Origin of the sequence: Streptomyces sp. NPDC096079 (assembly GCF_040303145.1) — a bacterium.
Taxonomy (GTDB): Bacteria; Actinomycetota; Actinomycetes; order Streptomycetales; family Streptomycetaceae; genus Streptomyces.
Genome location: NZ_JBEOST010000031.1, coordinates 21,020 through 46,827, shown reverse-complemented (window position 1 = coordinate 46,827; position 25,808 = coordinate 21,020). Strand labels below are relative to the sequence as shown.

Below are 25,808 nucleotides of genomic sequence, written 5' to 3'. Positions count from 1 at the left end.
AGCGAACCGGATGTCCGCGCCCCGCACGAACCTCCCGGATCGGCCCTTACTCCCCCGTCGGCGCGGTGACCTGTCCCACCTCGCGTGCGACGGGGGCTCGGGGGCGACGGCCGGCGACGGGCCCGCCGCGCGCGGGGGGCCGCGTCCCCCGACCCTTCCCGCGCTCCGGCCGATCGGCGCCGCAGAGGACCGGAAACGGCGTCAAATCACCGTCCTGCCGGGGCACTCGGTGGCCCGGGTCACACTTCGGGGCCGGGTCTCGGGGGCGCCCGGGACCGGATCCCGCGCCGGGTCGCGCTCCCCGCCGGGGCCGGTCCTCGCCGAAGTGGCCGAAGGACGCCGGTGAACTCTCCTGACTGGTGAGTATCGTTCCGCACGTCCGACAACCGCGACGGGACGAAGAGGGGGAGCGGTGAGCGGCGTAGTCGTGCATCTGCCGCCCGGGAACGGTGGCGCCGAGGACGGCGAACGGGGCGGTGACGCCGTCACGTTGCGGCTCGGTCCCGGTGAGGTCGCCCGCTTCGGCCGGGGTTCGGCGACGACTCCGGTGGAGCTCCGTCTCGCCGACGCGGCGATCTCCCGGCTCGCCGGGGAGATCCGCGCGACCGACGACCACTGGCAGCTGACGAACCACAGCACCAGCCACAGCTACCTGGTGGAGAACCCCGAGGGAGCGGGCGAGTACCTGAGGGTCCCGCCCCGGCGCGTCGGGGCGCCCGTCCCCTTCGAGTTCTCGCGCGTGGTGCTGCCGACGCGCGGCGACCTCACGGTCTCCTTCCAGGTGTTCGCGCCCGACCACGTCTATCTGGACCCGGACGCGATGGGCGTCCCCTGGGGCAGCCGCACGGTCACCGCGTACTCCCTGGACGAGTCCGCCACGTACTTCCTGGTGCTCGTCGCGCTCTGCGAACCCCGGCTGCGCGACCAGTCCCGGGTGGCGGTGCCCACCACCCCCCGGATCGTCGAGCGGCTCCGGGGGCACGCCACGGGAGGCACGCTCACCGCGCGGGCGATCAGCTCGCACATCGACTACCTCGCCGAGGAGAAGCTGCGCATCGGCGTCCTCGACGAGCGGGAGCCCGGCAAGGGCGAGCGCCGCAACGGCAAGCGGGAGGAGATCGTCGGGCTCGCGCTGCGGTTCGGCCTGGTGCGCGAGGAGCACCTCGCACTGCTGCCGTCCCTCGCGGGAGGCGGCGGGCGGGAGCGGCAGAGGTCGCGATGACACCGCCGTACGACACGGGGGACGGGGCGGGGCACGAGGGTACGGAGCCGATCCCGCCCGGCCACCGGGTGGGCGACTGGGTGGTCACCGAGCTGATCGGGGCCGGCGGATGGTCGACGGTGTACGCGGCCCGGCCGGCCCGCGCGGACCGTCGGGACCTCGGAGAGGTCGCGCTCAAGATCATGCCGACCGCCGGGCTCGCGCCGCGTCAGGCACGCAGGATCGTGGAATCGGCACGCCGCGAGGTCGAACTCGGGCGCAGGGCCGGGCACCCCCGGCTGATCGGCCTCAAGGAGTCCTTCGTCCTCTCCGCGCCGGACCTGCCCGCCGTGGACGGTGCGATCGTGCTGGTCATGGAGCGCGCCGCGGGCAGTCTGCGCGAGCTGCTCGACGCCGGGGTGTCCGGGGCGGACCGGGGCCGGCTGATCGCGGGGATCTGCGAAGGCCTGGCCCACCTCCACCGCTCGGGCTGGGTGCACGCCGATCTGAAGCCGGAGAACGTCCTGCTGGGGGCGGACGGTTCGGTGAAGCTCTCCGACTTCGGGCTCGCCACGGAGCTGACCGGCACGCACGGCTTCGTCCCGCCGCTGGGCACCCTGGACTACCTCCCGCCCGAGCGCTGGCGGGCGCCCCTGGGGGAGCTCGGCGTGCAGGTCCGGCCGAGCGCCGACATCTGGGCGCTGGGGGTGGTGATCCACGAGGTGTTCGCCTCCGGCGCCTCGCCGTTCCCCGGTGCCACTCCCGTGGCGCGGGGCGCCGCGGTGCAGGAGTACGGGGAGGGGCGTGCGCCGCTGCGCATGGACCTCGCGGTGCCGCCGTTCTGGCGTGCGCTGGCCGCCGACTGTCTGGCCCCGACGCACGCGGAGCGCGCCCCGCACACGGCCGAGACCCTGCTCGCCCGCATCGCGGCCGGGGAGGCCGCGCGGGGCCCGGCGACGGGCGTGGCCCGGGTGCGGCGCCCGCGGGCGCGGGCCGCGGTGCTCGCCGCCGTCCTGTGCGCGACGGCCGGCGCGACGCTGTGGTCGGACGCGGTACGGGAGGGCTCGGCGGCCCTGGGGGCGACGCCCCGTGCCGTGCGGGTCTTCAACGCCGAGCGCGGCTGCCAGGACCGGGCGGACCGGGACCCGCAGTGCAGTCTGGGCCTGGCGATCGATCCCCTCCGGCCGTACGTCGCGGGGAACGTCGTGCCGACCCGGGTCTGGCACGGCGACCTCCTCACCGCCGACTGCCGGCTGCCCGACGGACTGCCCGTCATCGACGAGGAGGACCTGACGTCCACCCTCTGGTTCCGCGTCCGTCTCCCGCGCGGCTCCGCGTACCCCGCGGCCTGGCTCCCCGCCGTGCGCACGAAGGACCGACCGCAGCTGCCCGGCTGTCCGCATCGCCCGGTCCCGCGCTGACCGACCGCCGCTGCCCGGCTGCCCGCGTCCCCCGGTCCCGCGCTGACCGAACGCAGCTGCCCGGCTGTCCGCGTCCCCCGGTCCCGCGCTGACCGACCGCCGCTGCCGGCTGTCCGCGTCCCCCGGTCCCGCGCTGACGGCCGGCGGGACCCGTCATCGGTGTGCCCTCGCTCCTCCCCGGCGGCCGCGCCGCTGGGAGCGGGAGCTCCGGGACCTGATCTCCCCCGCGGCACGGGAGAGAGGCCGGCCTCCCCCGGAGGTCCGGCCTCCTTCCCGTGCGTGCCCGCCCTACCCGACCGCGGGCCCGGCGTCGTTCAGCCAGCCCCACTCCGCCCAGGTGGTGAAGCCGGTCTGCCAGCGGTGGTAGACGCCGGCGTTGCTGGTGCCGAAGACCTCGATGCGGCCGTCGGCGTTGTTGCCCGCGCCGATCTCGGTGCCCCCGCCGCCGAAGGTCTCCCAGCCGGAGTAGGCGGCGTTCGGGCCGGTCTGCCAGGAGTGGCTCGCGGTGGCGGAGTTGATCGCGAAGACCTCGACCCGGCCGTCGACCGAGCGCGCGGTGGTCAGCTCGGCGTTGCCGATGCCGCCGGTGCCCGTCCACGCCGACCAGGAGGCCGGGCTCGTCTGCCAGCGGTGGAAGATCCCGTCGGCGTTGGAGGCGAAGACCTCCAGGCGGCCGTCCTGGTTGTGGCTGACGGCGACGTCGTGTCCGCCGCCGCCGAAGTCCTCCCAGGCGGACCAGCCGCCGTTGACCGCGGTCTGGTACAGGTGGCCGAACGTCGAGTCCGACAGCGCGAACACCTCCAGGCGCCCGTCGGGGGCGGTCTCCAGGGCGAGACGGGAGTTGGCCGGGCCGCCGCCGGCACCCTCCCAGTTCGCCCAGCCTCCGCTGGGCGCCGTCTGCCAGCGGTGGAAGACGCCGTTGGCGTTGGAGGCGAACACCTCGATGCGGCCGTCCGCGTTGCCGCCCGCGGCCAGCCGGTAGCCGCCGGTGCCGAAGTTCGCCCAGCCCGACCAGCCGGCGCTCGGCCCCGTCTGCCACATGTGGTCGAGGGTGGTGTCCGACAGCGCGAACAGTTCGAGCCGGCCGTCCGCGTTGGGGACCACCGCCAGCTGCGCGTTGCGCGGCCCGCCCTCGAAGCGCCACGGTGACCAGCCGCCGTTCACCGCCGTCTGCCAGGCGTGGTGGACGCCGTCGGCACCTGCGGCGAAGGCCTCAAGGCGCCCGTCGGCGGACCGGCCGGACACCACACGGCCCGAGCCGTAGGGGTGCGCGGGGCCGGCGGACATGCCGGACCAGAGGGCGTTGGCGATGAGCGTCGCGTCGCCCGCCTCGACTCCGTACAGGTAGCGCAGGTCCTCCCGGGGGCGCTGGACGTGCCAGCACACCTCGCCGATCGCCTCGTCGTTCCACGAGCCGCCGGGGTACTGCCGTTCCACCTCGTCGAAGAAGGCGTTGGTGGCGTACACCGGGTCGAGGCGCTGCTCCCTGCTGCCCCACCAGTCCTGCTGCTGGAACAGCCCGAGGCTGGTGTAGTCGACGGCCTGGGCGTAGTTGTTCATGCTGCTCTCGACGATGATCGTGGCGATCGCGATCGCCGCGGCCCTCGGGTTGAGCCCGCGGTCCTTCACCGCCTGGGTCACCCTCCGCGCGCAGGACATCTTGTACGCGTCGAGGTAGCCGGCCATCTTCGCGCCGAGCTGCGGGTTGAGCTGGTCGGCCAGGAGGCCGTCGGTGGCGGTCGGGCCGGCCGGGTCGCAGGGCACGGTGGGAATGGCGAAGCCCTCGGGGCCGCCGAAGTAGCGGGAGACGCCGGCCCGGTCCTTGCCGGGGGCCGGGCTCGGCTCCGGCACGGGCCGGGCCGTGGCGGCCGGGGCCAGGGCGCCGACGGCCAGGGCCCCGGCGCTCGCGGCGACGGCCAGTCGGGTGAGCACGTGACGTAACGAGCCTCTTGCCATGGTGGGCCTCTCTGTCGGGAGGGGGAGGGACCGTCGAGAGTCGGCCGTCGGGGAGCGGCGGCGGGTCGGCCGGTGGTGCCGGTCGTCGGCATCGGTGCTCCCCCGGGCTCCGGACCGGTCGGTCTGGCGGACGCCGTCGTCAAGGTAGCGGCGGGTCCGCCGGGGGAGGCATCCGGAACGATCCGGAGTGACAGCGGGGTGACTCCGGGGTGGGGCGGTGACGGGCGGTCAGGGCGTGCCGGGCGTCCCGGTGGGCGCGGCCGGGGCCGGGCAGGCGACCGTGCCGGGGCGGACGGAGAGCGACAGCTTCGGGGCCGTGAGGAGGCCCGGGATCTGGAAGTCCTGGGCGGTGCCGGTGATCCGGTCGAACTTGGCGTAGCGCGCCTGGATGCCGAAGCGGTGCTGCGGGCTGTCGAGCGGGTTGACGACGTACGCGCCGGTGGCGTCCTTGACGGTCTTCACGTCGGCGCCGTTCGTGTTGAGGTCGACGACGCCGTCCATGTCGAGGACGCCGGTGGCGCCGCGCAGGTCGAGGACGGTGTTCTGCGTCCTGATCTCCCAGGTGCCCGGGTCGCCGTCGCCGAGGGTGAGCAGCAGGGTGTACGTGGCTCCCGCGATCTGCTGCCGCTGGCTCAGGCAGAGGCCGTTGATGACGCCGTCCGCGAAGCCCATGCGGAGCACGCGCTGGGTCCCGGTGGTGCCGTCGGGGCGCCCGACGGTCTGGTCGACGACGGCGGCGCCGTACTGCGTCCCGTACAGGCTGCTGGTGGTGAAGTCGACGGGCCGGTCCTGGATGCGGAGGCCGACGGCGAGGGCCCCGGTGGCCATGGCGGAGCCGAGGCCGCCGGCGGCGAGGAGCGCGGGCAGGGCGACGGCGAGGGACCTGCGCCAGTGGGTGCGGCCTTCCTGACGGGGCCTCGTGCCAGGGGTGCTCATGGGGTGGTCACCGTGATGGTTCCGGGGAGGTGGACGGGGTTGTCGGTGGAGTCGAGGGCCGCGTGGTCGTCGACCGTCCGGATCGCGTAGATGTCGCCGGTGAAGTCCTCTGCCCCGGCGGTGAGCGGGATGAGGGAGCCGAAGAAGTCGAGCAGCCCCTGCACGCCGCAGATCTTGACGAGGACGCGGACGCAGACGTGGGTGATGTCTCCCCACATGGTCGTGGTCTCGGCCTGCCCTGCGCTGTCGTAACCGCCGAGCGAGCCCTCTCCGGGCACGTCGATGGTGACGGTGTGTCCGGCCGCCCGCTGCACCACGTTCAGGTGCGAGCGGATCTTGAGCTTGGTGAAGGTGTACCGGGTGGTGGTGCGCGTCGAGCCGTCCGAGAGCCGGATGGTGACGTTCTTCTCGACGGTCATGGAGACGGCGACCATGCTGGCGATGGTGACGTGCAGGGGGTCGGGGGACGGAAGGAAGGGCACGCCGAGGGGCGTGACCGCGGCGCTCTCGCCCGAGGCGCTGCTCGGCTGCCCGGACCAGACGGCGGTCACGACCGCGAGGGCCAGGGCCACGGCCACGGCGAGGGCCCTGGGCCGCGCCCCGCGCACCCGGGCCGTCACCCCTCCACCGCCCGGCGGCGCGGGCGCTTGACGCCCCAGCCGACCGTCATGGAGCCGCCGAGCACGCCGAGCGCCGTGCCGAGCAGGAAGCCGCCCAGGTTGGAGACGACGAGCGAGACGACGGCGAGGACCGCACCGATGAGCCCGAAGGTGTACCGCTGGGCGGGCAGCGCGAGCGGGATGAGGCCGCACAGGATCATCCCCCCGCCGACCAGGTACCCGGCCACTCCCCCGAAGCCGGTGCTGACGATCAGCTGCAGGGAGCTGAGGGAGAACTTGAGGACGGTCCAGCCGCCGGCGACGAGCCACACCCCGCCCCAGAACGGCCGGGTCCGGCGGAACGCGCGGAACCAGAGGTACGCCGCCCTCGCCCGGCTCAGCATGTCGTCGCCGTTCCCGCCACGACCCGGATCCTCAGGTCGGGCAGCACGAGCGCCCCCGCCATCTCGGCGTCGTACGCGGTGGCGTTCAGTCCGTGCAGCGCGATGGAGCTGCCGCCCTCGCCGCCGGCCGAGCCGAGTCCGAAGCCGCCGGGCAGGGCGCCGGTGAGCGGCTTGCCGGCGACGGTGACCTGGTCGGCGGACTGCCCGAGCACCGCGTTCTGGAGGGTGGTGGGCCCGTACGCCTGGAGTTCGGTGGCCTGGATGTAGAGGTTGGAGGCGTCGATGTCGGTGGTGAAGGCGGCGGGCGGGGTCGCGGTCACCTTCTGGCCGCCCGTCAGGAGCAGCGAGTAGGGGACGCCGGCGATGGTCTGGTGGACGATCCCGCAGAGCCCGGCGAGGCCGGCGCTCGCGAAGCCGACGCGGGCCATCGCGGTGGTGGTGGTCGTGGTGCCGTCGGGGCGCCCGACGGCGGGGGTGTTGACGATGGCGCCGAAGCCGCTGCCCCGGACCCCGTTGGAGGTGAGGGTGAAGGGCTGCCCGGTGACGCTGAAGTTGGCGGCGAGGGCGCCCTGCGCGAGGGCGGCGCCGAGGGCACCGACGGCGAGGACCGAGGGGACGAGGGCGAGCGCTCCCCGTCCCCAGCGGGTGCCGCGGCGGGTGCCGTCGGCGGCCTGGGCGAGCATGCGGGCGTTCCAGTCGGCGGCGGCGCGCAGGCCCGTGCGGGCTCCGGAGGCGAGGGGGTTCACGCGGGTCCGCTCCCTTCGGCGGCGGGGGCCGTACGGGCGAAGGGGCGGCGGCGCTTCGCGGGCTTCTCGGGGAGCCAGGCGAAGGCCATGGAGCCGCCGAGGACCGAGAGGAACATGCCGACGAACAGGCCGCCGAGGTTGGAGAGCGGGAACGAGGCGACTCCCGCGATGACCGCGATGACGCCCGCGGTGTGGCGCTGCCCGGGGAGCAGCAGGATGAGCAGGGCCATGGCCATGAGGAGGACGCCGCCGGCCATGCCCGCGATGCCTCCGACGCCGACCTGGAGGATCTTGCCGAGCGGCGCCAGGGGCAGGAAGAGGATGACGAAGCCCCCGGTCCCGGTCCACAGGGCCGCCCAGAAGGGCCGGGTGCGGCGCCAGCGGCGGAAGGCGCGGCGCGCGCGGCCGGTGGCGGGTCCTTCGGGCGTCTCGGGCTTCGCGGGCGGCGGATCGGTGGTCATGGAGGCCTCGCAGCGGTGGGTCGGGGCGGGTCGGGAGGGCCGGGGCCCCGCGCCGTGCGGCAGGACGCGGAGCCCCGGGGGCGGTGCCTGCGGTCAGGCTCCGCAGGTCTTGTCGCCGTGGGCGATCCCGATCGCGAGGTCCGGGAGGGTGATCGCGCCGGCGATGGTGGCGCCGTTGGCGTCGGCGTTGAGGTTCTTGATGTCGGTCAGGCCTCCGGTGGCGTCGAGGCCGAACTGGCCGGGGGTGCCGTCGTTGATGCCGGTGCTCTTGATCCCGGCGCCGTCGGCTGCCGCGCCGATGACGTTCGGGGTGGTGTCGCTCGCGTTGAGCGTCGCCGTGGCCGCCTTGAGCGCCTGGGCGTCGAGCACGAGCTTGTTCGCCTGGAGTCCGGCGCCGGCGACGAGCTGGTCGCTGGTGAGCGGGGTGGCGGCGGCGGGCGAGGAGATGTTGAGCGACCAGGTGCCGAGGCTGCCGATCACCGGGAGGTTCACCGACTGGACGGCGTGGACGCAGATGCCGTCGAGGCCCGCCTTGGCGATGCCGACCTCGGCGGCGCCCTTGGCCCCGCCGGCGTCGATGGTGTGCATGACGGCGCCGATGCCCTGCGGGGCGGCGACCGTCTTGGAGCTGAGGGTGAACGGGACGCTGGTGAGCGAGAGGTTCGCGGCGAGCGCGCCCTGGACCATGGCGGTGGCCATGGCGGCGATGGCGGCCGTCGCGGGCACGGCGAGGAACGCCGATCTGCGCCAGCGGGTGACGCCCCGGGTCTCGTGCTGCATCTGATCTCCAACCGTCGTGCCGCACGCGTCGGATGACACCCTGCGGCTCCCTGTTCGAGAATTGGACACTCCCATGAGAAGTGTCAACAGTTCTGACAATCCTGAGGATTTTTCCCGCTGGACTAGGCTTGGCCGATGCCACGGTTCAGGGAGACGGTCCGGACACTGCTGCGCGAGCGGCTGCTCGACGCCGCGTACGAGGCGGTCGCGGACCGCGGCTTCGACAAGCTGCGCATGTCCCACCTGGCCGGGGCGGTCGGCGTCAGCCGACAGACGCTGTACTCGGAGTTCCCCTCCAAGGAGGCCGTCGGCGAAGCCCTGTTCCAGCGCGAACTGGAGCGCTGCCTCGTCGGCATCCAGCAGGGCCTGGACGCGCACCGGGACGATCTGCGCGCGGCCGTCGAGGCCGCCGTCGGCTTCACCCTCACGCTGGCCGCCCGGAACCCGCTGATCAAGGCCATGCTGACCAGCACCGGCGAGGACGGACTCCTCCCGTACCTCACGACCCGGTCCACGGCGGCCTTCGCCCTGGCGACCGAGACGGCCGACGCGTACGTCACGGAGGCCTGGCCCTCCGTCGACCCGGTCGCCCGCGAGCTGGCCGTGGACGCGGCGGTCCGGCTGACCGCCAGTCACATCGTCCAGTCCGGGCCCTCCCCCGAGGAGTCGGCCCGCCGCGTCGCGGACACCGTGCTCCGGATCGCCCTGAGCACGGGCCACGAGCGGATCCCCCGGGCGGCGCCTCCCGCCGGACCGGACTCACGGCACTGACCCCCGGTACTCCTCCAGGGCCGGCCGGTTGCCGATGCCCGGGGAAGCGGAGACGGGATAGGCCCGCGCGCCGACCCGCCCCTCGATCCGGTCCAGCGCGCCCCAGCCGTAGGCCCGCGAGTCGTCCGAGAGGTCGGGGTTGTCGCCCAGGTAGAAGAACGCGCCCTCGGGCACCGTCCGCAGCTCGGGACGCGCCGACCGCGTGCCGTCCGGACCGCAGCACGCGCCCGTACGGTGGACCTGCGCCTCCCACTGGGGCGCCACGACCCGCCACACCGGGCCCTCGCCCCGCTCCTGGAGGAGGACCTGGAAGGGCTCCTCCGGCGTGGAGACGATCGCCACCCGGTCACCGGGAAGGGCGATCACCCGCTTGACGAGGAGGGCGTCCCTCCCGGTGGCCCGCAACAGCACCACGTCGAAGCGGTGCGCCCGGCCCGCCGAGCCGGGGGCGACGAGGATCCGGTCTCCCTGGTGGAGGGTGGGGGCCATGCTCGTGCCGTGGACCCGGACGCCCAGGGCCGTGACGGCGACCCCGGCGAGGAGGCCGAGCAGGACGACGGTCCCGAGGGCGGCTCCGGCCGGCCGGCGCGCGTTCACCGGCGGCCCGTGCGGTCCGGCGGCCGGGGGCCCCCGGACCGGTCGATGTCGGTCATGGCGGGACGGTAGGCCCGGCGGCGGACGGCGACCGTGACCGTACCGCTCAGGGTTGTTGACCGCGCGTCTGATAGGAGCGGGGCGTCTCACCGGTCCAGCGTCTGAACGCCCGGTGGAAGGCGCTGGGTTCGGAGAAGCCGAGCTGCCGGGAGAGCCGCTCGATGGACACCCGGCCGCCGGTCAGCTCCGCGAGGGCGTGGTCCCGTCGCACCTGGTCACGGACCCGCTGGTACGTGGTCCCCTCGGCGGCCAGCCGGCGCCGCAGCGTCTGCGGGCTGACGGACAGCCGGGCGGCGAGCTCCTCGGGCGTCGGCACGGGGCCGGCGGGCAGCGCCCGGCCGATCAGGTGCCGCACCCGGCCGGTCACCGTACTGCCGTAGTCGGCGCGGACCAGCACGTCGATGGGGGCGCGGCGGAGGAAGGCCTTGAGCGCCGCCGCGTCCCGCAGGACGGGTTCGCCGAGGTCGGCGCGGTCGAAGACGGCCGTCGTCCGCTCCGCGCCGAAGACGCAGGGCGCCCCGAAGAGCCGGGCGTACTCGTGTGCGTGGCGCGGCTCGGGGTGGACGAACTCGACCCGTCGCAGTCCGATCGGGCGGCGGACGAGCCAGCCGGCGAAGCGGTGCGCCACCAGGACGGTGGACTCGGCCCCGAAGTGGAGGGGGTCGTCGTACCCGGAGAGGTCGAACTCCATCCGCGCCTCGTCGGGCCCGCCGGTCCCGCCCGCGCCGGGTTCGAGGAGCCGGAAGCGCGGGCCCGCCGGGAAGAGGGAGTAGAAGGTCTGGGCGCGCCGGAGCGCCTCGCGCAGGTCGCGGCTGCCGTGGACCACGACGTGGGCCATCATCGCGAAGGTGCCGACCTTGCTGGGTGCGGCGCCGAAGCCGATCAGCTCGTCGTCGAGCGTGGCCCAGAGCGTTCTGACGAGCTGTCCGAACTGTTCGGCGGGGACCCTGGCGGGGAGTTCCTCCAGGAGGGCGGAGGGCAGTCCGGCGCGGGCGAGGAGCGGACCCGGGGCGACCCCGCGCCGCTCGGCGCCGAACAGGACGGCCCGGACGTGATGGGGGCTGACCGAGGCGTTCACCGAAGCTAGACACTTTCATGGAAGGCTGTCCAGGTTCGGACACTCTACTCAGAACTGTAACCCTGCCGAAGTACGCATCCTGTGAACGGGACACAGCTCACAGCCGTACCGTCACCCGTGCAGCAGGCACACCGAGGGAAGAGGGGCATCACATGAGCGACGTGGCACGCCGGACGGTCGTCGCGGCGGCGGGCAGCGCGGGCCTGGCGGCGGCGCTCGCCGCCTGCGGGGGCGGCGGGGACGACAAGAACGCGGCCCCGGAGGGCACGGCGCTGGCGCGGACCGGGGACATCCCGGTGGGCGGCGGGAAGATCCTCGCCGACAAGGGCCTGGTGATCACCCAGCCCAAGGCCGGCGAGTTCAAGGCCTTCTCCTCGAAGTGCACCCACGCGGGCTGCGCCGTGAGCAGCATCGAGGACGGGGTCATCGTCTGCCCGTGCCACCAGAGCCGGTTCGACGTCTCGGACGGCAGCGTGAAGTCCGGCCCGGCGTCGTCGCCGCTGCCGCCGGAGCCGATCCAGGTGGTGGGCGAGGAGATCAGCCTCGGCTGACGGCGCCCCCGCCGGACGTGGGGGCCTTCCAGCACCCCAGCACCTCGTCCGTCGTGGTGATCGTGGCGACGAGCGCGAGGGTGTGACGGATCATCGCCGGGGTGTAGTCGGCCGGCACCCCCGCGATGGCGTCCCCGGGCACGACGACCGTGTAGCCGAGGTTCACGGCGTCGAAGACGGCGTTGGGCACGGCCACGTTCGCGGAGACCCCGGTGACGATCAGCGTGCGGCAGCCGAGGTTGCGGAGCAGCGCGTCGACGTCGGTGCCCGCGAGCGGGGAGAGCCCGTGCAGCCGCCGGACGATCAGGTCCTCCTCGGCGACCTCGATCGGTTCGGCGATCCGGACGGCGGCACTGCCGCTGTGCTGCTGCACGGGCAGCCGGGCGGCGGCCGCGAAGAGCCGCGCGTTGGTGTTGGCGCCCCGCCCGTCGGGGCGCCGTTCGGCGACGGCGTGGATCACCTGGACGTCGGCCGCGTGCGCGGCGGCGACGAGCCGGGCGACGTTGCCGAGGGCGCCCGACGTGCGGGCGACGGCCGCCAGTTCGGGCAGGGCGCTGTCCGTCCCGACGACGCCCCGCTGACATTCGACGGTGAGCAGGACGACTCCGCCGTCCGGACGGATCCGCTCCCCGAGGCGTTCTCTCGGACTCTGGCCCATGATCCCCTGACCTCCCCTTGCACGTGCGCGGTTGGTCCCCCATGCTTTCTGACGACTCATCAGAAATCCAGAAGGGTGCGGACGATGACCGTCGCACAGCGCCGTGGACGCCGGATCATGATGACCCCGGCCGAGCTCGACGCCTTCCTCGCCGAACAGCGCACCTGCCGCGTCGCGACCGTGTCCGCCGACGGCCGCCCGCACGTGAGCGCGCTCTGGTTCGTCTGGGACGGCACCTCACTGTGGCTGTACTCCCTGACGCGCAGCCGTCGCTGGGCGGAACTGCGCGCCGACCCCAGGATCGCGGTGGTCGTGGACGACGGGGAGGAGTACGGGGAGCTGCGCGGCGTGGAGCTGTCGGGGACGGCCGTCTTCGTCGGCGAGGCGCCGAGGACCGGGGAGCCGTGCCCCGAGCTCGAGGTGCCCGAACAGCTCTTCCCCGCCAAGAACTTCGGCCTGGACACCATGCCGCACGACGGCAGGCACGCCTGGCTCCGGCTCACCCCGGACGCCGTCGCCTCCTGGGACTTCCGGAAGCTGGCTCAGCCCTGAGCCGCGCCCGGGACGGATGCGGATCGCCCGTCCGCCCCTCCCGGGCCTTCAGCTCGCCAGGGGTTCCGCCGCCGCTCGCAGCGCCGCGACGACCGCGCGCACGGAAGGGCGGCGGCCCGCGTCGGCGCGCCAGGTCGCGTAGATGTGACGCCGGACCTTCTGCCGGACGGGGACGCAGACGACGCCGTCGGGCACCGGACGGCCGAGCCGGGGCGTGACGCACACGCCGAGTCCGGCGGCGACCAGGGCCAGCTGGGTGTGGTGCTCCCCCGCGAAGTGCCCGATGCGCGGCTCGATGCCCTGCGAGCGCAGCGTGAACATGAGCCAGTCGTGACAGAACTCGCCCTCGGGCCAGGAGACCCACTCCTCGTCGGCGAAGTCCTCCAGGTCCACCGCCTCCCGCTCGGCCAGCGGGTGCCCGGCGGGGAGGGCCACGTCGGCGGAGTCGTCGAGGAGGTGGGCGCGCTCCAGGCCGCCGGGGACGGGTGCCCGCTTGTTGCTCCAGTCCAGGACGATCGCGAGGTCGGCGTCCCCGCGCAGCACCGCCCGCACGCCGGGCTCCGGCTCCAGCTCCGTCGTACGGACGCGGAGTTCGGGGTGGCCCTCGCGCAGCGCGGCGAGCGCGGCCGGGAAGAGTCCCCGGGCCGCCGTCGGGAAGCCGGCGAGCCGCACCTCGCCCACCACCCGCCCCTGCTGGGCCTCGATGTCGGCCTGGGCCATCTGGACCTGGGAGAGGATCCGGGCGGCGTGCTCGGCGAGCAGCAGTCCGGCGTCGGTGAGTCGCACGCCACGGCCGTTCTTGGCGAGGAGCTGCTGTCCGACCTCACGCTCCAGCTTGGACAGCTGCTGGGAGACGGCCGAGGTGGTGACGTGCAGGCCGTCGGCCGCGCCGCTGACCGAACCGTGCCGGGCGACGGCGTCGAGGGTGCGGAGGCGCTCCAGGTTCAACATGTAAGCGATTCTAAGGGAAGGGGTCGAGGAATTCTCGCTTGTCCTAAGACGTCGTTCCGTTCACCCTGAGTGCATGAGCCCCACCACCACCTCACTCGACTGGCGCGTCCGGTTCGGCGCCCTCGCCCTCATCTGGGGCTTCAGCTTCCTCTTCATCAAGGTCGGCACGGAGGGCTTCGCCCCCTTCCAGGTGACCTTCGGGCGGCTCCTGTTCGGTACGGCGGTGCTCGCCGTCGCGATCGTCGTGAAGCGCGACCGGCTGCCGCGCGGGGCCCGGGTCTGGGGCCACCTGGCCGTCGCGGCCTTCCTGCTGAACGCGCTGCCGTTCTCCCTCTTCGCGTACGCGGAGCTGACGATCCCCTCCACCCTGGCGGGCATCTGCAACGCGACGACCCCGCTCTGGGGCATGCTGCTCTCGCTCGTGGCGCTCTCCGAGGACCGTCCGACCCGGGTCCGCGCGGCCGGTCTGGGCATCGGCTTCGTCGGCGTGCTCACCGTGCTCGGCGCCTGGCAGGGCTTCTCCGGCCTCGACGTGACCGGCACGGCCCTGGCCCTGCTCGCCTCGTTCAGCTACGCGGTGGGCTGGATCTACGTCCGCAGGACCCTGAGCGGCACCGGCGCGTCGAACCTCTCGCTCGCCGGCTCCCAGGTGGGTCTCGCCACGCTGCAACTGGCCGTGGCCACCCCCCTGTTCACCTCGGTCCCGGACACGGTCGAGATCGTTCCGCTGCTGGCCGTGATCGCCCTCGGCGCGCTCGGCACCGGGTACGCGATGCTGCTGCAGTACGGGGTCGTCGCCGAGGTCGGCCCGACGACGGCCGCGATGGTCACGTACTTCATCCCGGTGATCGCCACGGCGGCGGGCGTCGCCCTGCTCGACGAGGGCCTCACCTGGAACACGCCGGTGGGCGCCCTCGTGGTCCTGGCGGGCGCGGCCCTCACCCAGACCCGCGCCTCCACCCGGACGGCGGGCGTGCGGGCCTCGGGCGGGCGCCTCTCCCTCTCCCGTGTCACGCTCCGTGACCCCCGCGGGGACAAGATCGTTCCCCGGGCATGAACCTCACCGCACTTCCCCGGACGCTCCTCGCCGCCCTCGCCGTGACCGGCGCCTTCCTCGGATTCGCCGGCCCGGCCCAGGCCACCACCGCCACCGCCGGTGCCGTGGCGGCCGTCGCCCCCATGGACGGGCCGGAGCCCGTCGAGCTCGACGAGCTGGGCCTCCCCGACCTGCTGGAGGACTGACGACACGACGCGGCGCGGCGGGCGCGGGAACGGCCGGACACCACGAGGGCGGTGTCCGGCCGTTCCGTTCGTCACCGGGTGTCAGTCCTCACCCGTGCGCGCGCCTCCGAAGAGCGTCTGCAGGGCGTCGACGGCGCTGCCGTCGTGGTCGCTCCCCGCCGTGCCGCTGCTGCCGTACTGGATGTTGGCCGCCCGGTCGACCTCCACCACGGAGTCGGCGTGCGAGTTGTCGATGACGGTCAGCAGGCTGCCGTCGGCAGCGGCGGGGCCGGCGCCCGCCGCGAGCAGGGCCGCGGCGAGACCGAGCGCCTTCAGCGGCCCCCTGACCCCGGCCGTCGCCCGCGCCGGGGAGCCCTGGGGCGACTGGCGCGGGATCAGCGCGCTCACGCGCCCACCCGCTCGGGGACCGACTGGTGGCGGGTGATGTTCCGCTCCAGGAGCCGGGTCGAGGCGGCGACGCCGACACCCGTCTCGGGATCGAAGGAGGGCAGCCGGCCGTTGGCCCGCTTGAGCTCGACGAGGGCCGAGTCCATCGCCTCGTGCGCCGCGAAGAGACAGGGCGTGCTGTAGATCGCCACGTCGACGCCGAGATCGGAGAGCTCGTCGAGCGAGAGGCGGGGCGACTTGCCTCCGGCGATCTGGTTGAAGAGCAGCGGCTTGCCGCCGACCACCTCGCGGATCCGGTGGATCCACTCGACGCTGCGCACGCCGTCCACCAGGACCACGTCGGCGTCGGTCGCCGCCAGGCACTCCGCCCGGTGCAGGATGTCCGCCTCGTCCGTGGCGTCCGTCCTGGCCACGACGACCATGTTCCGGCGGGTGGCGAGGACCATCTTCAGCTTGGCGAGGTACTCGTCGAGCGGCAGCACCTGCTTGCCGTCCGCGTGGCCGCACCTGCGGGGCCGCTTCTGGTCCTCCAGGATCACCCCCGAGGCGCCGATCCGCTCCAGTCCCTCCACCACGTGACAGGCCACCTCGGGGTCGACGTAGCCGTCGTCGATGTCCACGAGCAGGTGGTGGCGGGGGAACGCGCCGCGCAGCCGCTGCACGAACGCCACCATGTCCGGCCAGGCGATGAAGCCGATGTCCGGCAGCCCGTAGTACGAGGCGGCGAAGCCGAACCCGGAGACGAACATCCCGTCGTAGTGGTCGGCGGCGACGGAGGCCGAGTACATGTCGTACACGCCGATCAGCGGGGTGGTCCCCGGCGCCGCGACGGCCTCGCGCAGACTGCTTCCGTAGTTCAAGGGGTGACTCCTGGTCATCTCGGGAAAACACGACATCGGGGCAGAACCGCCGCAACACGACGGAGCTTTACCAAAACCTGATGATTTCCTGAGCTGGAGACGATCAGCGCCATACGAGCCCTTGACTCACTCTCCAGGCGTAGCGCATTCACCAGAGAAACGTCACTTGTGGGCGGAACAGGCCAGGCCCGTACGGCAGATGGAGCGCCCCCTACCCGTAGCTCCGCGCCGGCGCCGGGCCCGCCGCCCGGGCCACGGCGTCGGCCAGCGCCTCGACGTCCGCGACGGCGAGACCGGAGACGGTGAGCCGGACGGCCGGTCCCGCGTCCATCCGGAAGCGGGCACCCGGCGCGACCGCCCAGCCGGCGGCGAGCAGCCGGGCCACCGCGCCGGTCTCGTCGGCCACCGGCACCCAGACGTTCATGCCGCCGCGCCCGTGCGCCTCGACGCCGCGCCGGGCCAGGGCCCGCACGAGGCCGTCGCGCCGCCTCCCGTACGAGCGCGCGACGAGGGCCGGGTCCACCGCGCCCGTGGCCCACAGGCGGACGACGGCCCGCTGGAGCAGCTTGCTGACCCAGCCGGGGCCGAGCCGCTGCCGTCCGAGCACCCGGTCGACGGTCTCGGCGTCGCCGGTGAAGGCGGCGATCCTGAGGTCGGGGCCGTACGCCTTGGCGACCGAGCGGACCAGGACCCAGTGGTCGGTGACGCCGGCCAGCGGGTGGAGGCGCTGCGCGACGATGCCGTGCCCGTGGTCGTCCTCGACGAGCAGGACGCCGGGGTGTGCGGCGAGGACCCGCCGCAGCGCGCGGGCACGGTCCTCGGTGACGCAGGCCCCGGTCGGGTTCTGCGCCCGGTCGGTGACGATCACGGCGCGCGCGCCGTCCTGCCGGATCGCGCGCTCGACCGCCTCCGGGAGGGGGCCCTCGTCGTCGACGGCGACCGGCACCGGGCGCAGTCCCAGCGCGGGCACGAGGTCGAGGAGGCTGCCCCAGCCCGGATCCTCGACGGCGACGGCGTCGCCGGGCCTGAGGTGGACCGCCAGCACCCGTTCGATGGCGTCGAGGGAGCCCGAGGCGACGGCGACGGGCCCGGCGGGCACCCCGTCCGCGTCGAACGCGGCGCGCGCGAGGCGCCCGAACTCCTCGTCGACGGGGGCCTCTCCGTACATGTCGGGCCGCTCGTCGTACCGCCGGGCGACGTCGGCGAAAACCTCGGCGAGGGGAGGCAGCAGCGCGGGGTCGGGGCTGCCGTTGCTCACGTCCCTGACCCCGGCGGGTGCCTCCACGCGGATCGAGCCGCGCGCGGTCGTGGCGGGTCGCGGGCGCACCCGGCTGCCGCGCCGGCCGTCCGTCTCGATGACCCCGCGCTCGCGCAGGGTGCGGTAGGCGGCGGCGACGGTGTTCGGGTTCACGCCGAGGGTCGTCGCCAATTCCCGCATGGGCGGGAGGAGTTGGCCGGGCTGCAGCGCGCCCGTACCCACTCCCCGCTCGATGCTGGCGGCGATGTCCGATGCACGGCGGCCTTCGATCCGATATTCTCCTAGCACAAACATGAGTATGCACTAGTGCAATGGAGTACGCAATGAGCGCCGTCGACACGCGCACCGCGACCGACACGTCCGCGCCCCGCGAGGCCTACGCGCCGACCGACCGCACCGTGCCCACGCGCTCCCGGCAGCGCGCCTCGTACGACAGGGAACTGGTCCACTCGATACTCGACGAGGCCTACGTCTGCCACCTCGGCTTCGTCCGCGACGGCGCGCCGGTCGTCCTCCCCACGCTCTTCGGCCGGGTCGGCGAGCGCCTCTACGTCCACGGTTCCACCGGCTCGCGGCCGCTCCGCGCCGCCGGCGACGGCGTCGAGGCCCCCGGCCTGCCCGTCTGCCTGACCGTGACGCACGTCGACGGCCTCGTCCTCGCCCGCTCCGCCTTCCACCACTCGCTCAACTACCGCTCGGTCGTCGTCCACGGCACCGCCCACCAGGTCACCGACCCCGAGGAGCTGCGGACGGCCCTGGACGCCCTCGTCGACCACGTCGTCCCCGGCCGCTCGGCCGACTCGCGCCCCGGGAACGCCAAGGAGCTCGCCGCCACCGCCGTGATCCGGCTCGACCTGGACGAGGTCTCGGCGAAGGTCCGCACCGGCGGCCCCAACGACGACGCGGAGGACCTGGCCCTCCCCCACTGGGCCGGCGTGGTCCCGGTGCGCGGCGGCTACGGCACGCCGGTCCCGGCCGACGACCTCGCCCCGTCCGTCGCCGTGCCGGACTACCTCACGGCCCTCTGACCGGGCGGGACGGACCGACCATGCTGATCCACCCCTGGGACGCCGCTCTCGACGAGGACGAGTGGCGCGACTGGCTCTCCCGGCACGACTTCGGGCAGCTCGCCGTCAACGGAGCGGCCGGTGAGCCGCCGTGGGTGCAGCCCACGCACTTCCGGTACGACCCCGAGCCCGGCCCGTACGGCCGCGCCCTGACGCACCTCGCCCGGCCCAACCCGCTCTGGCGCGCCCTGGAGGCGAACCCGACGGTGCTCCTGAGCGTGGTCGACGACTACGTGTACGTACCGGGGCACTGGACGGCCCCCGAGGGCGTGCCGTCCGAGCACTCCACCCCGACCTCGTACTACGCGGCCGTCCAGCTCCGCTGCACCGCGCGCGTGGTCGACGATCCGGCGGAGAAGGCCGCCCTGCTCGACCGGCAGGTCGCGCACTTCCAGCCGGAGGGCGGCACCGCGCCCGTCACCCCCGGCGAGGCTCCCTTCGGCAGGCTCCTGTCGGGGATCCGGGTGCTGAGCCTGGAGGTGACCGAGGTGCGGGCGAAGTTCAAGTACGCGGGCAACAAGCCGCGGGAGGTCCAGGAGCGGGTCTCCGAGCGGCTGGCCGAGCGGGCGGGCCCCGGCGACCTGAACGCCCGGGCCCACCAGCTGCGCCGGCGCGCGCACGGGTGACGGACCGGGGGCGGGGGCCGGCGGGAACCCGCCGGCCCCCGCCCCCGGCCGCCCCGCCGCCTACGCCGTCACCGGCTCCGACCTGCGCGCCGCCGCGGCCGTCCGCGCCTCCGCGAGGGCGAGGCCCGTCACGGCGGCGAGGAGCAGCAGCGTGCCGAGCACGATCGCGGCGGTGAGCCGCTCGCCGAGGAGCGAGACCGCGATCAGGGCCGCGCTCACCGGCTCCAGGAGCATGATCACGGAGACGGTGGCCGCCCGGACGACGGCCGCTCCGGCGAAGTACAGCGCATAGGCGAGCGCGGTCGGCACCGCGGCCACGTACACGAGGAGCAGTACGACGCTCACCGGCGCGTCGGTGTGCGGGACGAGCCCCTCCGCGAGCGCGGCGGGCAGCAGCCCGACGGCCCCGATCGCGAAGGCCCAGGTGGTCGTCCCCAGGGCGTCCGAGGCGCCGCCGTCCCGGCCGAGCCACCGGGTGAGCAGGGTGATCGCCGCGTATCCGGCGGCCGAGACGACCGCGAGGACGACACCGAGCGGCCGCACCTCCGCCGCCCCGCCGCCGAGGACGAGCACGAAGAGACCGCCGAGCGCTCCGGCGACGGCGGCGACCCCGCCGCGCCCGAGGCGCTCGCCCATGGTGAGCCGGGCGCCGATCGCGATGAGGACGGGTCCCGCGCCCAGGGTGACGACGGTGCCGACCGCGAGGCCGGTGGCCTCGACGGCGGCGAAGTAGGCGCTCTGGAAGACGGTGAGCCCGATCCCGGTGCCGAGGATGCGGGCCGCCCGCCGACCGCCCGGCTCCGTGACGGTACGGGCGGCGGACCGACGCGGCCGCCGCAGCGCCAGTGCTCCGAGCAGCAGGGCGAGCCCGCCGACGCAGCGCCAGAAGGAGAGGGCCAGCGGGCCCATGTCGCTGATGCGGAAGATCAGCGAGGCGGCGGCGCCGGCGGTGCCCCAGGCGATGCCGGCGACGATCAGATAGAGGAGGCTCCGCCCGACGGACAGGGCGGGTCCCGAGGAGTTCGACACGTGGATGCTCCGTGGAAGACAGGAGGGAAGGGTGGTCGCTGGGATCCGCGCGCGGGCAGCGACGAACCGCTCGGGGGCGGGGAGCCGCCCGGCCGAGCCCGGTCTTCGTCGGAGAGGTCTCCGCCCGCGCTAGGCGGCGGGAGGCGGAAGCACGGTCGAATGCATGATCAGCACCCTACGAGGAGGTCCGGCCGGCCGACAACTCCGCGTCCCGCTCCGTGGGATCCTCCGCTCCGGCCGCCGGAGCGGAACCGGCCACCGGCTCGCTCGGGGCCGCCTTCGGCGTCGAGGACTGGGCGATGAAGGCCCCGACCAGGACCACCGCACCGCCGATGATCTGCGGCGCGCCCAGGTGCTCGCCGAGCAGCACCCAGGCCAGGACGGTCGCGATGACCGCCTCCAGGCAGGCCACGACGCCCGCCACCTGCGGGGAGAGCTTGCGCACCGAGATGACGCCGGTGACGTACGCGAGGACGGTGGCGATCAGGACGATCCAGCCGAGCAGCAGCCACGCGGGAACGCTGGTCCCGTTCATGTCGGCGCGCCCGCCGAGGACGCCCCAGTCCATGCCCCAGGGCCGGGCCACCGCGGTCAGGACGAGGGCGCCGATGAGCAGCCCGTACGCGATGACGCCCACCGGATCGGCCCGCTCGGCCTCCTCGGCGCCGTCGGCGCCCTGGTCGGAGAGGACGAAGTAACCGACCTGGCAGCAGGCCGCGGCCAGGGCCAGGAGCAGGCCCAGGAGGTCGAAGCTCAGGCCGGACCAGACCTGGACGACGCAGGCGAGGCCGCCGGCGGCGAGGACGACGCCGAGCGCGGCGGCACGGGTGACGGGCCGGCGCTGGACGAAGCGGACCCAGCCGAGGACGAGGGCGGGGGCGAGGTACTCGATGAGCAGGGCGACGCCGACGGGGATGCGGGAGAGCGAGGCGAAGTAGAAGGCCTGGACTCCGGCGACGGCGAGCAGGCCGAAGCCCACGAGCAGCGCGGGTTTGCGGCGCGGGAGGTCCCGGTGGCGCCAGGCCACGGGCAGCAGGACGAGCGCGGCGCCGGCGACCCGGAGCCACACCACGTGGAGCGGGTCGAGGCCCGCCTCGATGAGCGGCTTGGCCGCCACTCCTGAACCACCGAATGCGAAGGCCGAGGCCAGGGCGAGTCCCAGGCCGGCGCTTCTCCCCTGAGACGCGTGCATCGGGCCATCATGGCAGGACGCGGTCAGGGGCGTAACCCCCGTTACACCTGTTGAGACGGCTCCTCGTCCGGGGCGGCCGTGAGGGCGGTGGCACGGGCGGCCAGCACGGCCGGTTCGACCCCCGCGCGACGGAGCACCTCGGCGGCCCTGCTCTCGGGATCGGCGGCGACGGCGGCGAGCACGTCGAGGCCGCGGGCCTGGGGCTCGCCGCGCTCGGCGGCCCGCCGGAAGGCGCTCTCCAGGGCGGCGGTCGCGGCCGGCGACCAGGGCGAGGCGCGGGTGCCCGGGGGCTCGGCCCCGCGCGCGGCGGGCAGCAGGCGCCGCACCGCGGACTCCTCGTCCGAGCGCTGCCAGCGCAGGCCGTAGCCGATGGAACGCTGGACGAGATAGCCGAGCACACGGGCGAGCTGAGGGCCGCCCTCGAAGGCGGCGCGGACCTCGGGGTCGGACTCGACGAGGGCGTGCAGGAGATGGGCGGTGTCGATCTGGCGGTCGCCGTCCCTGAGGGCCCTGCGGCGCGCGCCCGACACGACCGTCGCGAGCGAGGGCGTCAGGCACGGCGCGAGGTCCGCGCGCGGGACGGCGGCGGACGGGAGCGACTGGGGGCGCGGGACGGGATGGTGCACCCTCCCACCTCATCAGGCCGGGGCGGCCGGAACATCACCGGGGAGAAGCATGTCCGCATCCCACCGGAGTTGGGCACGGGCGAGCGGTTCCTCCTCCTTACGGATGAGATCGGGCGCGTCGACCCCGAAGGGCGCGCGCCGCCTTGCTTCGCGCCCCCTTCGCAACCGCGCCCCCTCCCCCGCTCGTCCTCCGGTCGTGTTCTGGATGGTGGCGCTGCCCTCACGCGACGGGCGGCAGTACGTGTACCGGGTGTACGCACCCCGGGAGGCGCTGCCGGCCGATCTGTTCTGGGCGGCCTTCCACCGCCACGAGGAGGACGGGGCGCCCCGGGCGTCGGACAGCTTCGACGCGGCCGAGATCTGGTGGATCGGCGACGGGGCGGGGCCGGCCGCCGCAGAACTGACGGTTCATCAGTATTGAATGTTCACGGCCGCCCCGCTACGTTCCGCGACACCGGAACCCAGTTGGCACGCGTGAAGGGGTGGTCTCATGGCCGAAGTCAGCGCGGAGGCACGGATCGAGGCACCGGCCGGGAAGGTCTGGGCGCGGCTCACCGACTTCTCCTCGTACGGCGAGTGGAACGCCACCCACACCGGCTTCCCGAACGGCGGGCCGGCCGCGCTGGAGGCGGGCGCCACCTTCACGGAGAACATGAAGCTGATGGGCTTCCCCGCCGAGGTCCTCTGGACGGTGGAGGAGCTGGAGTCGGAGCGGGCGTTCGCCATCCGGGGCAAGGGCCCGATGGGGGTCGTCGTCACCACGCGCTACTCGCTGGCGGCGGACGGCGAGGCCACGACGGTACGGATCGACGGGGAGTTCACCGGTGCGGCGGTCTCCCTGATGGCGGGCAAGCTCAAGGACTCGGCGACGGCGGCACTGACCGAGTCCCTGCGCAAGCTCTCGGGCCTGGTGGCCTGAGCCGTACCGCGCCGAGAACGCCCGGGGCCCCGCGACGACGGTCGCGGGGCCCCGGGCGCTGTCCGCCTCAGTGCTCGTCGGCGAGGATCAGGTAGAGCTTCTTGCGGGCCTCGTTGATCACGGTGACCGCCTTCTGCCGCTGCTCGGGGCTGCCGGTCTTCCAGACCTGCCCGAACGCCTCCATCAGACCGAAGCCGGCCTGCCGGATCTCGTTCACGGCGTCCCAGTCGACCCCGCGCCCGGCCTCCTCCCACGGCGCCTCGGGGCCCTCGTCGGCCTCGGCGCGCCCGGTGTCGGTGAGCGTGAACAGCTTCTTGCCGCCCTCGCTCGCGCTGGTGATCAGCCCCTCGTCCTCCAGCATCTGGAGGGTCGGGTAGACGGAGCCGGGACTGGGCTTCCACGCCCCGTCGCTGCGCTCGCCGATCTCCCGGATCATCTCGTAGCCGTGCATCGGGCGGTCCTTCAGGAGCGCCAGGATCGAGGCACGCACGTCACCGCGCCGCGCCCGTCCCCGGCCGCCGCCGCGGCCTCGCCCGCCGAAGGGGCCACCGCCCCACGGCCCGCCGCCGAATCCGGGCCCGAACGGCCCGAACGCGGCGCGGCGCCCCTCGAAGTCCCCCCGAGCCCCGGGGCCGCAGCCTCCACGGCCGGGTCCGTTTCCGTACTCGTGTCCATGTGAACGCATCGCAACGCTCCTTCCATCGAGAATCCATCGTTGAACTGTCGCGATGCCTCAACGATATATCGGAACTGTTCACCGAGCAAGACCCGACAGGTCGGTTCCGCCTTCCGGACGGGCCTGGCCTCGCGTCACGTTCCTGACGAACACCAGCGCGTCACAGTCCGCGAGATGGTCCGGGTCGAAGGGGGCGTAACCGAACCAGGGGGACACCCGCGCGGCGGGCCGGGTGTCGCCGAGGGCGTCCGCGAGCCGCCGGGCGTCGACGACGCAGCGTTCCTCCGGCAGCGCGGACAGCAGCCCTTCGACGGTGTCCGGCGGCGGCGCGTCCACTCCCTGGTGGCCGATCGTGCCCAGGGCCGTCGCCACGAAGGCGTACTCCTCCCCGAGTTCGGCGCTCACCTGCGCCCCGGCGCTCCACCACTCCAGCCGCCGGCCGCCCATCCGCATCGAGCTCTTCTCCCGCTGGAGGTGGCCGTTGTGGGCGAAGACCAACGTCGGGCCCCGCTCGGCGAGCGCGAGGAGATTGAGGGACATCATCCGGTCCCGAGCCGCCACCAGCCGGGCCGGCCGGACCGGCGAGGTGTCGGCCATCCAGTGGTGGTAGCGCAGCAGACCGTGCGCGGTGCGGGCGTACAGGCGGGCCCGGTCCCACTCCTCGGCCGAGCTGACCCCGACGAGGTGCGGACGCTGCTCGTCGAGCAGCGCCGCCAGGTCGTCGGCGATCAGCCGCAGCCGGACCGCCGGCTCCGACCGCCCCACCGACCGGGCCGGCTCCCTCATCACGGCCGGGTCGGTCCACCGCTCGTCGCCGCCGAGCAGCTCGTCCAGCGTGTCCGGGGCGCAGGGCAGCAGGTCCGCCTCCACCCGTTCCGCGAGGTACCCGTGGAGCGCGGTGAGGGCCCGCCGGGGGCTCTCGGCCGCGGCGATCTCCAGCGGCCCGTCGAACCCGGCGAAGCGGACGCGCCGGTCCGCGGGCCGGCCCTCGTTGTACGCGCGCATCCAGCGCACGAGTTCGCGGTTGGCCGCGTCGGCGCCCCACTCGTGGCTGAAGCCGTGCTCCATGACCTCGTCGAGGGTGCCGGCGCCGGAGGTGACGTGGTCGTCCACGACCAGGCCCCTCAGGCAGTCGGTCTCCAGCGCGATCGTCCGGTAGCCCTCCCGCTCGACGAGCTGCCGGAACAGCTCGTTGCGCAGGCCGAGCAGCGTGTCCTCGCGGTGGGTGGGCTCGCCCAGCGCGAGCAGCCGGGGGCGGGCACGGAGCAGCCCCATGACGGAGGAGGAGTCGAAGGGATGGGCGGAGTCCTTGATGTCAGTCGCCATGACTTCGACGCTATCGTTGAACCTTCGGTGGAGACTTTTACGCAGAAAGCCCGCGCTATCGTCGAAGGCATGGGGAAAAACCTTCAAACCGCTGAGCGCGTGAGGCTCAGGCCGGTGGATCTGGCGCGGGAGCACGGACTGTCGACGCAGGCCGTCAGGAACTACGAGGAGGCCGGCATCCTCCCCGCCGCTGCTCGCACCCCCCACGGCTACCGCGCCTACACCCCCCGGCACGCCGCTGCGCTCCGCGCGTTCCTGGCCCTGCTGCCCGGTCACGGCCACCCGACGGCGACGGCGATCCTGCGTGCCGTCCACGAGGGCGCGACCGACGAGGCCCTCCGCCTGATCGACGAGAGTCACGCGCAGCTCCTGGAGGACCGGCGGACCCTCGGTGCCGTGGAGAGCGCCCTGCGCGACCTGGACCCGGGGCCGGCCGCGCCACCCGAACCCGGGGGCACGTTCATCGGGCCGCTGGCGCGGAAGCTCGGCATCCGCCCCGCGACCCTCCGCAAGTGGGAGGACGCCGGCCTGGTGATCCCGCACCGCGACCCCCGCACCGGCTACCGCGTCTACGACGAGAGCGCCGTCCGGGACGCCCGCACGGCCCACCAGCTCAGACGCGGCGGCTACCCGCTGGACCGGATCGCCCCGCTGATCGCCCATCTCCGCACGGCGGGCGGACTGGAGCCCCTGGAAGCCGCCCTGACCGACTGGCACAACCGCCTCTCCACCCGCGGCCGCGCCCTGCTGACCGGCGCCGCGGCACTGGAGACGTACCTGCGCGAGCACGGATGAGCCGGAGACGGCTCCGACTCCGACTCCGGCTCCGACTCCGACTCCGACTCCGACTCCGACTCCGACTCCGACTGGCATGATCGGCG

General features: G+C 74.2%; 31 protein-coding genes. 12 read left to right on the top strand and 19 right to left on the bottom strand.

The annotated features are described in order from the left end of the window. The first annotated feature begins 412 nt into the window (after nucleotides 1-412). Nucleotides 413-1,222: a serine/threonine protein kinase gene (locus ABTY59_RS34985; protein ID WP_352023169.1), complete on the top strand. Its 810-nt coding sequence runs from the start codon at nucleotides 413-415 to the stop codon at nucleotides 1,220-1,222. Continuing rightward, nucleotides 1,219-2,622 carry a serine/threonine-protein kinase gene (locus ABTY59_RS34980; RefSeq protein ID WP_352023168.1) on the top strand — a complete coding sequence of 468 codons (1,404 nt, stop codon included), beginning with the start codon at nucleotides 1,219-1,221 and terminating at the stop codon, nucleotides 2,620-2,622. The genes ABTY59_RS34985 and ABTY59_RS34980 overlap by 4 nt, the downstream gene beginning before the upstream one ends. Before the next feature lie 288 nt (nucleotides 2,623-2,910). On the opposite strand, the gene ABTY59_RS34975 is transcribed toward ABTY59_RS34980, so the two are convergent. From ABTY59_RS34975 to ABTY59_RS34945, 7 genes are all read right to left on the bottom strand, one after another. Then, nucleotides 2,911-4,578 (bottom strand): PLL family lectin, encoded by a 1,668-nt coding sequence (locus ABTY59_RS34975; RefSeq protein ID WP_352023167.1) that lies wholly within the window; start codon nucleotides 4,576-4,578, stop codon nucleotides 2,911-2,913. Nucleotides 4,579-4,806: 228 nt separating this feature from the next. Further along, nucleotides 4,807-5,514: a DUF6230 family protein gene (locus tag ABTY59_RS34970; RefSeq protein WP_352023166.1), complete on the bottom strand. Its 708-nt coding sequence runs from the start codon at nucleotides 5,512-5,514 to the stop codon at nucleotides 4,807-4,809. Beyond that, complete coding sequence (locus tag ABTY59_RS34965) at nucleotides 5,511-6,134, bottom strand: hypothetical protein (RefSeq protein WP_352023165.1); 624 nt, start codon at nucleotides 6,132-6,134, stop codon at nucleotides 5,511-5,513. Before ABTY59_RS34965 ends, ABTY59_RS34970 begins: the two co-directional genes overlap by 4 nt. Then, nucleotides 6,131-6,517 (bottom strand): DUF6114 domain-containing protein, encoded by a 387-nt coding sequence (locus tag ABTY59_RS34960; protein WP_352023164.1) that lies wholly within the window; start codon nucleotides 6,515-6,517, stop codon nucleotides 6,131-6,133. Before ABTY59_RS34960 ends, ABTY59_RS34965 begins: the two co-directional genes overlap by 4 nt. Beyond that, nucleotides 6,511-7,263: a DUF6230 family protein gene (locus ABTY59_RS34955; protein ID WP_352023163.1), complete on the bottom strand. Its 753-nt coding sequence runs from the start codon at nucleotides 7,261-7,263 to the stop codon at nucleotides 6,511-6,513. The genes ABTY59_RS34960 and ABTY59_RS34955 overlap by 7 nt, the downstream gene beginning before the upstream one ends. Beyond that, nucleotides 7,260-7,724 carry a DUF6114 domain-containing protein gene (locus ABTY59_RS34950; RefSeq protein ID WP_352023162.1) on the bottom strand — a complete coding sequence of 155 codons (465 nt, stop codon included), beginning with the start codon at nucleotides 7,722-7,724 and terminating at the stop codon, nucleotides 7,260-7,262. The genes ABTY59_RS34955 and ABTY59_RS34950 overlap by 4 nt, the downstream gene beginning before the upstream one ends. 93 nt (nucleotides 7,725-7,817) lie before the next feature. Beyond that, complete coding sequence (locus tag ABTY59_RS34945; protein WP_352023161.1) at nucleotides 7,818-8,504, bottom strand: DUF6230 family protein; 687 nt, start codon at nucleotides 8,502-8,504, stop codon at nucleotides 7,818-7,820. A 135-nt stretch (nucleotides 8,505-8,639) separates the two neighbouring features. Between ABTY59_RS34945 and ABTY59_RS34940 the strand changes: the two genes are divergently transcribed. Then, nucleotides 8,640-9,275, top strand: coding sequence for a TetR/AcrR family transcriptional regulator (locus ABTY59_RS34940; protein WP_352023160.1), 636 nt, complete (start codon nucleotides 8,640-8,642; stop codon nucleotides 9,273-9,275). Here the strand turns inward: ABTY59_RS34940 and lepB are convergent. Next, on the bottom strand, nucleotides 9,264-9,872 hold the full coding sequence (gene lepB, locus ABTY59_RS34935) for a signal peptidase I (protein WP_352023159.1): 609 nt from the start codon (nucleotides 9,870-9,872) through the stop codon (nucleotides 9,264-9,266). The two genes, ABTY59_RS34940 and lepB, sit on opposite strands and share 12 nt — an antisense overlap. Nucleotides 9,873-9,975: 103 nt before the next feature. Further along, on the bottom strand, nucleotides 9,976-11,007 hold the full coding sequence (locus ABTY59_RS34930) for an AraC family transcriptional regulator (RefSeq protein ID WP_352023158.1): 1,032 nt from the start codon (nucleotides 11,005-11,007) through the stop codon (nucleotides 9,976-9,978). A 152-nt stretch (nucleotides 11,008-11,159) separates the two neighbouring features. On the opposite strand from ABTY59_RS34930, the gene ABTY59_RS34925 reads away from it, so the two are divergent. Beyond that, on the top strand, nucleotides 11,160-11,558 hold the full coding sequence (locus ABTY59_RS34925; protein WP_352023157.1) for a Rieske (2Fe-2S) protein: 399 nt from the start codon (nucleotides 11,160-11,162) through the stop codon (nucleotides 11,556-11,558). On the opposite strand, the gene ABTY59_RS34920 is transcribed toward ABTY59_RS34925, so the two are convergent. Next, nucleotides 11,545-12,216: a cysteine hydrolase family protein gene (locus ABTY59_RS34920; RefSeq protein WP_352023156.1), complete on the bottom strand. Its 672-nt coding sequence runs from the start codon at nucleotides 12,214-12,216 to the stop codon at nucleotides 11,545-11,547. The two genes, ABTY59_RS34925 and ABTY59_RS34920, sit on opposite strands and share 14 nt — an antisense overlap. An 84-nt stretch (nucleotides 12,217-12,300) precedes the next feature. On the opposite strand from ABTY59_RS34920, the gene ABTY59_RS34915 reads away from it, so the two are divergent. Continuing rightward, nucleotides 12,301-12,768: a pyridoxamine 5'-phosphate oxidase family protein gene (locus ABTY59_RS34915; RefSeq protein WP_352023155.1), complete on the top strand. Its 468-nt coding sequence runs from the start codon at nucleotides 12,301-12,303 to the stop codon at nucleotides 12,766-12,768. Nucleotides 12,769-12,816: 48 nt separating this feature from the next. On the opposite strand, the gene ABTY59_RS34910 is transcribed toward ABTY59_RS34915, so the two are convergent. Beyond that, complete coding sequence (locus ABTY59_RS34910) at nucleotides 12,817-13,719, bottom strand: LysR family transcriptional regulator (RefSeq protein ID WP_352023154.1); 903 nt, start codon at nucleotides 13,717-13,719, stop codon at nucleotides 12,817-12,819. 73 nt (nucleotides 13,720-13,792) lie between these two features. Between ABTY59_RS34910 and ABTY59_RS34905 the strand changes: the two genes are divergently transcribed. Both ABTY59_RS34905 and ABTY59_RS34900 read left to right on the top strand, forming a co-directional pair. After that, nucleotides 13,793-14,776, top strand: a complete 984-nt coding sequence (locus tag ABTY59_RS34905; RefSeq protein WP_352023153.1) for a DMT family transporter — start codon at nucleotides 13,793-13,795, stop codon at nucleotides 14,774-14,776. Continuing rightward, nucleotides 14,773-14,961 carry a hypothetical protein gene (locus ABTY59_RS34900; protein WP_352023152.1) on the top strand — a complete coding sequence of 63 codons (189 nt, stop codon included), beginning with the start codon at nucleotides 14,773-14,775 and terminating at the stop codon, nucleotides 14,959-14,961. Before ABTY59_RS34905 ends, ABTY59_RS34900 begins: the two co-directional genes overlap by 4 nt. A gap of 81 nt (nucleotides 14,962-15,042) precedes the next feature. Here the strand turns inward: ABTY59_RS34900 and ABTY59_RS34895 are convergent, their stop codons facing one another. The 3 genes from ABTY59_RS34895 to ABTY59_RS34885 all read right to left on the bottom strand — a co-directional run bounded on the left by ABTY59_RS34895 (nucleotide 15,043) and on the right by ABTY59_RS34885 (nucleotide 17,754). Beyond that, nucleotides 15,043-15,348 carry a hypothetical protein gene (locus ABTY59_RS34895; RefSeq protein WP_352023151.1) on the bottom strand — a complete coding sequence of 102 codons (306 nt, stop codon included), beginning with the start codon at nucleotides 15,346-15,348 and terminating at the stop codon, nucleotides 15,043-15,045. Then, entirely contained in the window at nucleotides 15,345-16,208 is an 864-nt protein-coding gene (locus ABTY59_RS34890; RefSeq protein WP_352023150.1) for an isocitrate lyase/PEP mutase family protein, read from the bottom strand. The genes ABTY59_RS34895 and ABTY59_RS34890 overlap by 4 nt, the downstream gene beginning before the upstream one ends. Before the next feature lie 211 nt (nucleotides 16,209-16,419). Continuing rightward, nucleotides 16,420-17,754, bottom strand: a complete 1,335-nt coding sequence (locus tag ABTY59_RS34885; RefSeq protein ID WP_352023149.1) for an aminotransferase class I/II-fold pyridoxal phosphate-dependent enzyme — start codon at nucleotides 17,752-17,754, stop codon at nucleotides 16,420-16,422. Nucleotides 17,755-17,789: 35 nt separating this feature from the next. Between ABTY59_RS34885 and ABTY59_RS34880 the strand changes: the two genes are divergently transcribed. Continuing rightward, entirely contained in the window at nucleotides 17,790-18,494 is a 705-nt protein-coding gene (locus ABTY59_RS34880) for a pyridoxamine 5'-phosphate oxidase family protein (RefSeq protein WP_352023148.1), read from the top strand. Between the two features lie 20 nt (nucleotides 18,495-18,514). After that, a complete protein-coding gene (locus ABTY59_RS34875; protein WP_352023147.1) occupies nucleotides 18,515-19,159 on the top strand; it encodes an FMN-binding negative transcriptional regulator in 645 nt (214 codons plus the stop codon). A 60-nt stretch (nucleotides 19,160-19,219) separates the two neighbouring features. Here the strand turns inward: ABTY59_RS34875 and ABTY59_RS34870 are convergent, their stop codons facing one another. The 3 genes from ABTY59_RS34870 to ABTY59_RS34860 all read right to left on the bottom strand — a co-directional run bounded on the left by ABTY59_RS34870 (nucleotide 19,220) and on the right by ABTY59_RS34860 (nucleotide 22,006). Continuing rightward, nucleotides 19,220-20,188, bottom strand: a complete 969-nt coding sequence (locus ABTY59_RS34870; RefSeq protein ID WP_352023146.1) for a DMT family transporter — start codon at nucleotides 20,186-20,188, stop codon at nucleotides 19,220-19,222. A 175-nt stretch (nucleotides 20,189-20,363) separates the two neighbouring features. Continuing rightward, nucleotides 20,364-21,380, bottom strand: coding sequence for an EamA family transporter (locus ABTY59_RS34865; RefSeq protein WP_352023145.1), 1,017 nt, complete (start codon nucleotides 21,378-21,380; stop codon nucleotides 20,364-20,366). 41 nt (nucleotides 21,381-21,421) lie between these two features. Next, nucleotides 21,422-22,006 (bottom strand): Clp protease N-terminal domain-containing protein, encoded by a 585-nt coding sequence (locus tag ABTY59_RS34860; RefSeq protein ID WP_352023144.1) that lies wholly within the window; start codon nucleotides 22,004-22,006, stop codon nucleotides 21,422-21,424. A 196-nt stretch (nucleotides 22,007-22,202) separates the two neighbouring features. Here ABTY59_RS34860 and ABTY59_RS34855 point away from each other — a divergent pair, with 196 nt between their 5' ends. Together ABTY59_RS34855 and ABTY59_RS34850 are read left to right on the top strand one after the other, a co-directional pair. Beyond that, nucleotides 22,203-22,427 (top strand): hypothetical protein, encoded by a 225-nt coding sequence (locus tag ABTY59_RS34855; protein WP_352023143.1) that lies wholly within the window; start codon nucleotides 22,203-22,205, stop codon nucleotides 22,425-22,427. A 69-nt stretch (nucleotides 22,428-22,496) separates the two neighbouring features. Continuing rightward, on the top strand, nucleotides 22,497-22,925 hold the full coding sequence (locus tag ABTY59_RS34850; RefSeq protein WP_352023142.1) for a type II toxin-antitoxin system Rv0910 family toxin: 429 nt from the start codon (nucleotides 22,497-22,499) through the stop codon (nucleotides 22,923-22,925). A gap of 67 nt (nucleotides 22,926-22,992) precedes the next feature. Here ABTY59_RS34850 and ABTY59_RS34845 read toward each other — a convergent pair whose 3' ends face one another. Both ABTY59_RS34845 and ABTY59_RS34840 read right to left on the bottom strand, forming a co-directional pair. Then, nucleotides 22,993-23,610 carry a PadR family transcriptional regulator gene (locus tag ABTY59_RS34845; RefSeq protein WP_352023141.1) on the bottom strand — a complete coding sequence of 206 codons (618 nt, stop codon included), beginning with the start codon at nucleotides 23,608-23,610 and terminating at the stop codon, nucleotides 22,993-22,995. 69 nt (nucleotides 23,611-23,679) lie between these two features. After that, the gene (locus ABTY59_RS34840) at nucleotides 23,680-24,927 is read right to left on the bottom strand and encodes an erythromycin esterase family protein (protein ID WP_352023140.1); all 1,248 of its coding nucleotides are present in this window, start codon (nucleotides 24,925-24,927) and stop codon (nucleotides 23,680-23,682) included. 69 nt (nucleotides 24,928-24,996) lie between these two features. Between ABTY59_RS34840 and ABTY59_RS34835 the strand changes: the two genes are divergently transcribed. Then, the gene (locus ABTY59_RS34835; protein ID WP_352023139.1) at nucleotides 24,997-25,722 is read left to right on the top strand and encodes a TioE family transcriptional regulator; all 726 of its coding nucleotides are present in this window, start codon (nucleotides 24,997-24,999) and stop codon (nucleotides 25,720-25,722) included. The last annotated feature ends 86 nt before the right edge of the window (nucleotides 25,723-25,808 follow it).

Coding starts and splice junctions, on each gene's coding strand:
- ABTY59_RS34865 (WP_352023145.1), bottom strand. CDS start 21,380: ATGCACGCGTCTCAGGGGAGAAGCGCCGGCCTGGGACTCGCCCTGGCC.
- ABTY59_RS34905 (WP_352023153.1), top strand. CDS start 13,793: ATGAGCCCCACCACCACCTCACTCGACTGGCGCGTCCGGTTCGGCGCC.
- ABTY59_RS34900 (WP_352023152.1), top strand. CDS start 14,773: ATGAACCTCACCGCACTTCCCCGGACGCTCCTCGCCGCCCTCGCCGTG.
- ABTY59_RS34880 (WP_352023148.1), top strand. CDS start 17,790: ATGAGCGCCGTCGACACGCGCACCGCGACCGACACGTCCGCGCCCCGC.
- ABTY59_RS34970 (WP_352023166.1), bottom strand. CDS start 5,514: ATGAGCACCCCTGGCACGAGGCCCCGTCAGGAAGGCCGCACCCACTGG.
- ABTY59_RS34875 (WP_352023147.1), top strand. CDS start 18,515: ATGCTGATCCACCCCTGGGACGCCGCTCTCGACGAGGACGAGTGGCGC.
- ABTY59_RS34975 (WP_352023167.1), bottom strand. CDS start 4,578: ATGGCAAGAGGCTCGTTACGTCACGTGCTCACCCGACTGGCCGTCGCC.
- ABTY59_RS34910 (WP_352023154.1), bottom strand. CDS start 13,719: ATGTTGAACCTGGAGCGCCTCCGCACCCTCGACGCCGTCGCCCGGCAC.
- ABTY59_RS34850 (WP_352023142.1), top strand. CDS start 22,497: ATGGCCGAAGTCAGCGCGGAGGCACGGATCGAGGCACCGGCCGGGAAG.
- ABTY59_RS34950 (WP_352023162.1), bottom strand. CDS start 7,724: ATGACCACCGATCCGCCGCCCGCGAAGCCCGAGACGCCCGAAGGACCC.
- ABTY59_RS34920 (WP_352023156.1), bottom strand. CDS start 12,216: ATGGGCCAGAGTCCGAGAGAACGCCTCGGGGAGCGGATCCGTCCGGAC.
- ABTY59_RS34980 (WP_352023168.1), top strand. CDS start 1,219: ATGACACCGCCGTACGACACGGGGGACGGGGCGGGGCACGAGGGTACG.
- ABTY59_RS34925 (WP_352023157.1), top strand. CDS start 11,160: ATGAGCGACGTGGCACGCCGGACGGTCGTCGCGGCGGCGGGCAGCGCG.
- ABTY59_RS34960 (WP_352023164.1), bottom strand. CDS start 6,517: ATGCTGAGCCGGGCGAGGGCGGCGTACCTCTGGTTCCGCGCGTTCCGC.
- ABTY59_RS34915 (WP_352023155.1), top strand. CDS start 12,301: ATGACCGTCGCACAGCGCCGTGGACGCCGGATCATGATGACCCCGGCC.
- ABTY59_RS34835 (WP_352023139.1), top strand. CDS start 24,997: ATGGGGAAAAACCTTCAAACCGCTGAGCGCGTGAGGCTCAGGCCGGTG.
- ABTY59_RS34940 (WP_352023160.1), top strand. CDS start 8,640: ATGCCACGGTTCAGGGAGACGGTCCGGACACTGCTGCGCGAGCGGCTG.
- ABTY59_RS34845 (WP_352023141.1), bottom strand. CDS start 23,610: ATGCGTTCACATGGACACGAGTACGGAAACGGACCCGGCCGTGGAGGC.
- ABTY59_RS34840 (WP_352023140.1), bottom strand. CDS start 24,927: ATGGCGACTGACATCAAGGACTCCGCCCATCCCTTCGACTCCTCCTCC.
- ABTY59_RS34945 (WP_352023161.1), bottom strand. CDS start 8,504: ATGCAGCACGAGACCCGGGGCGTCACCCGCTGGCGCAGATCGGCGTTC.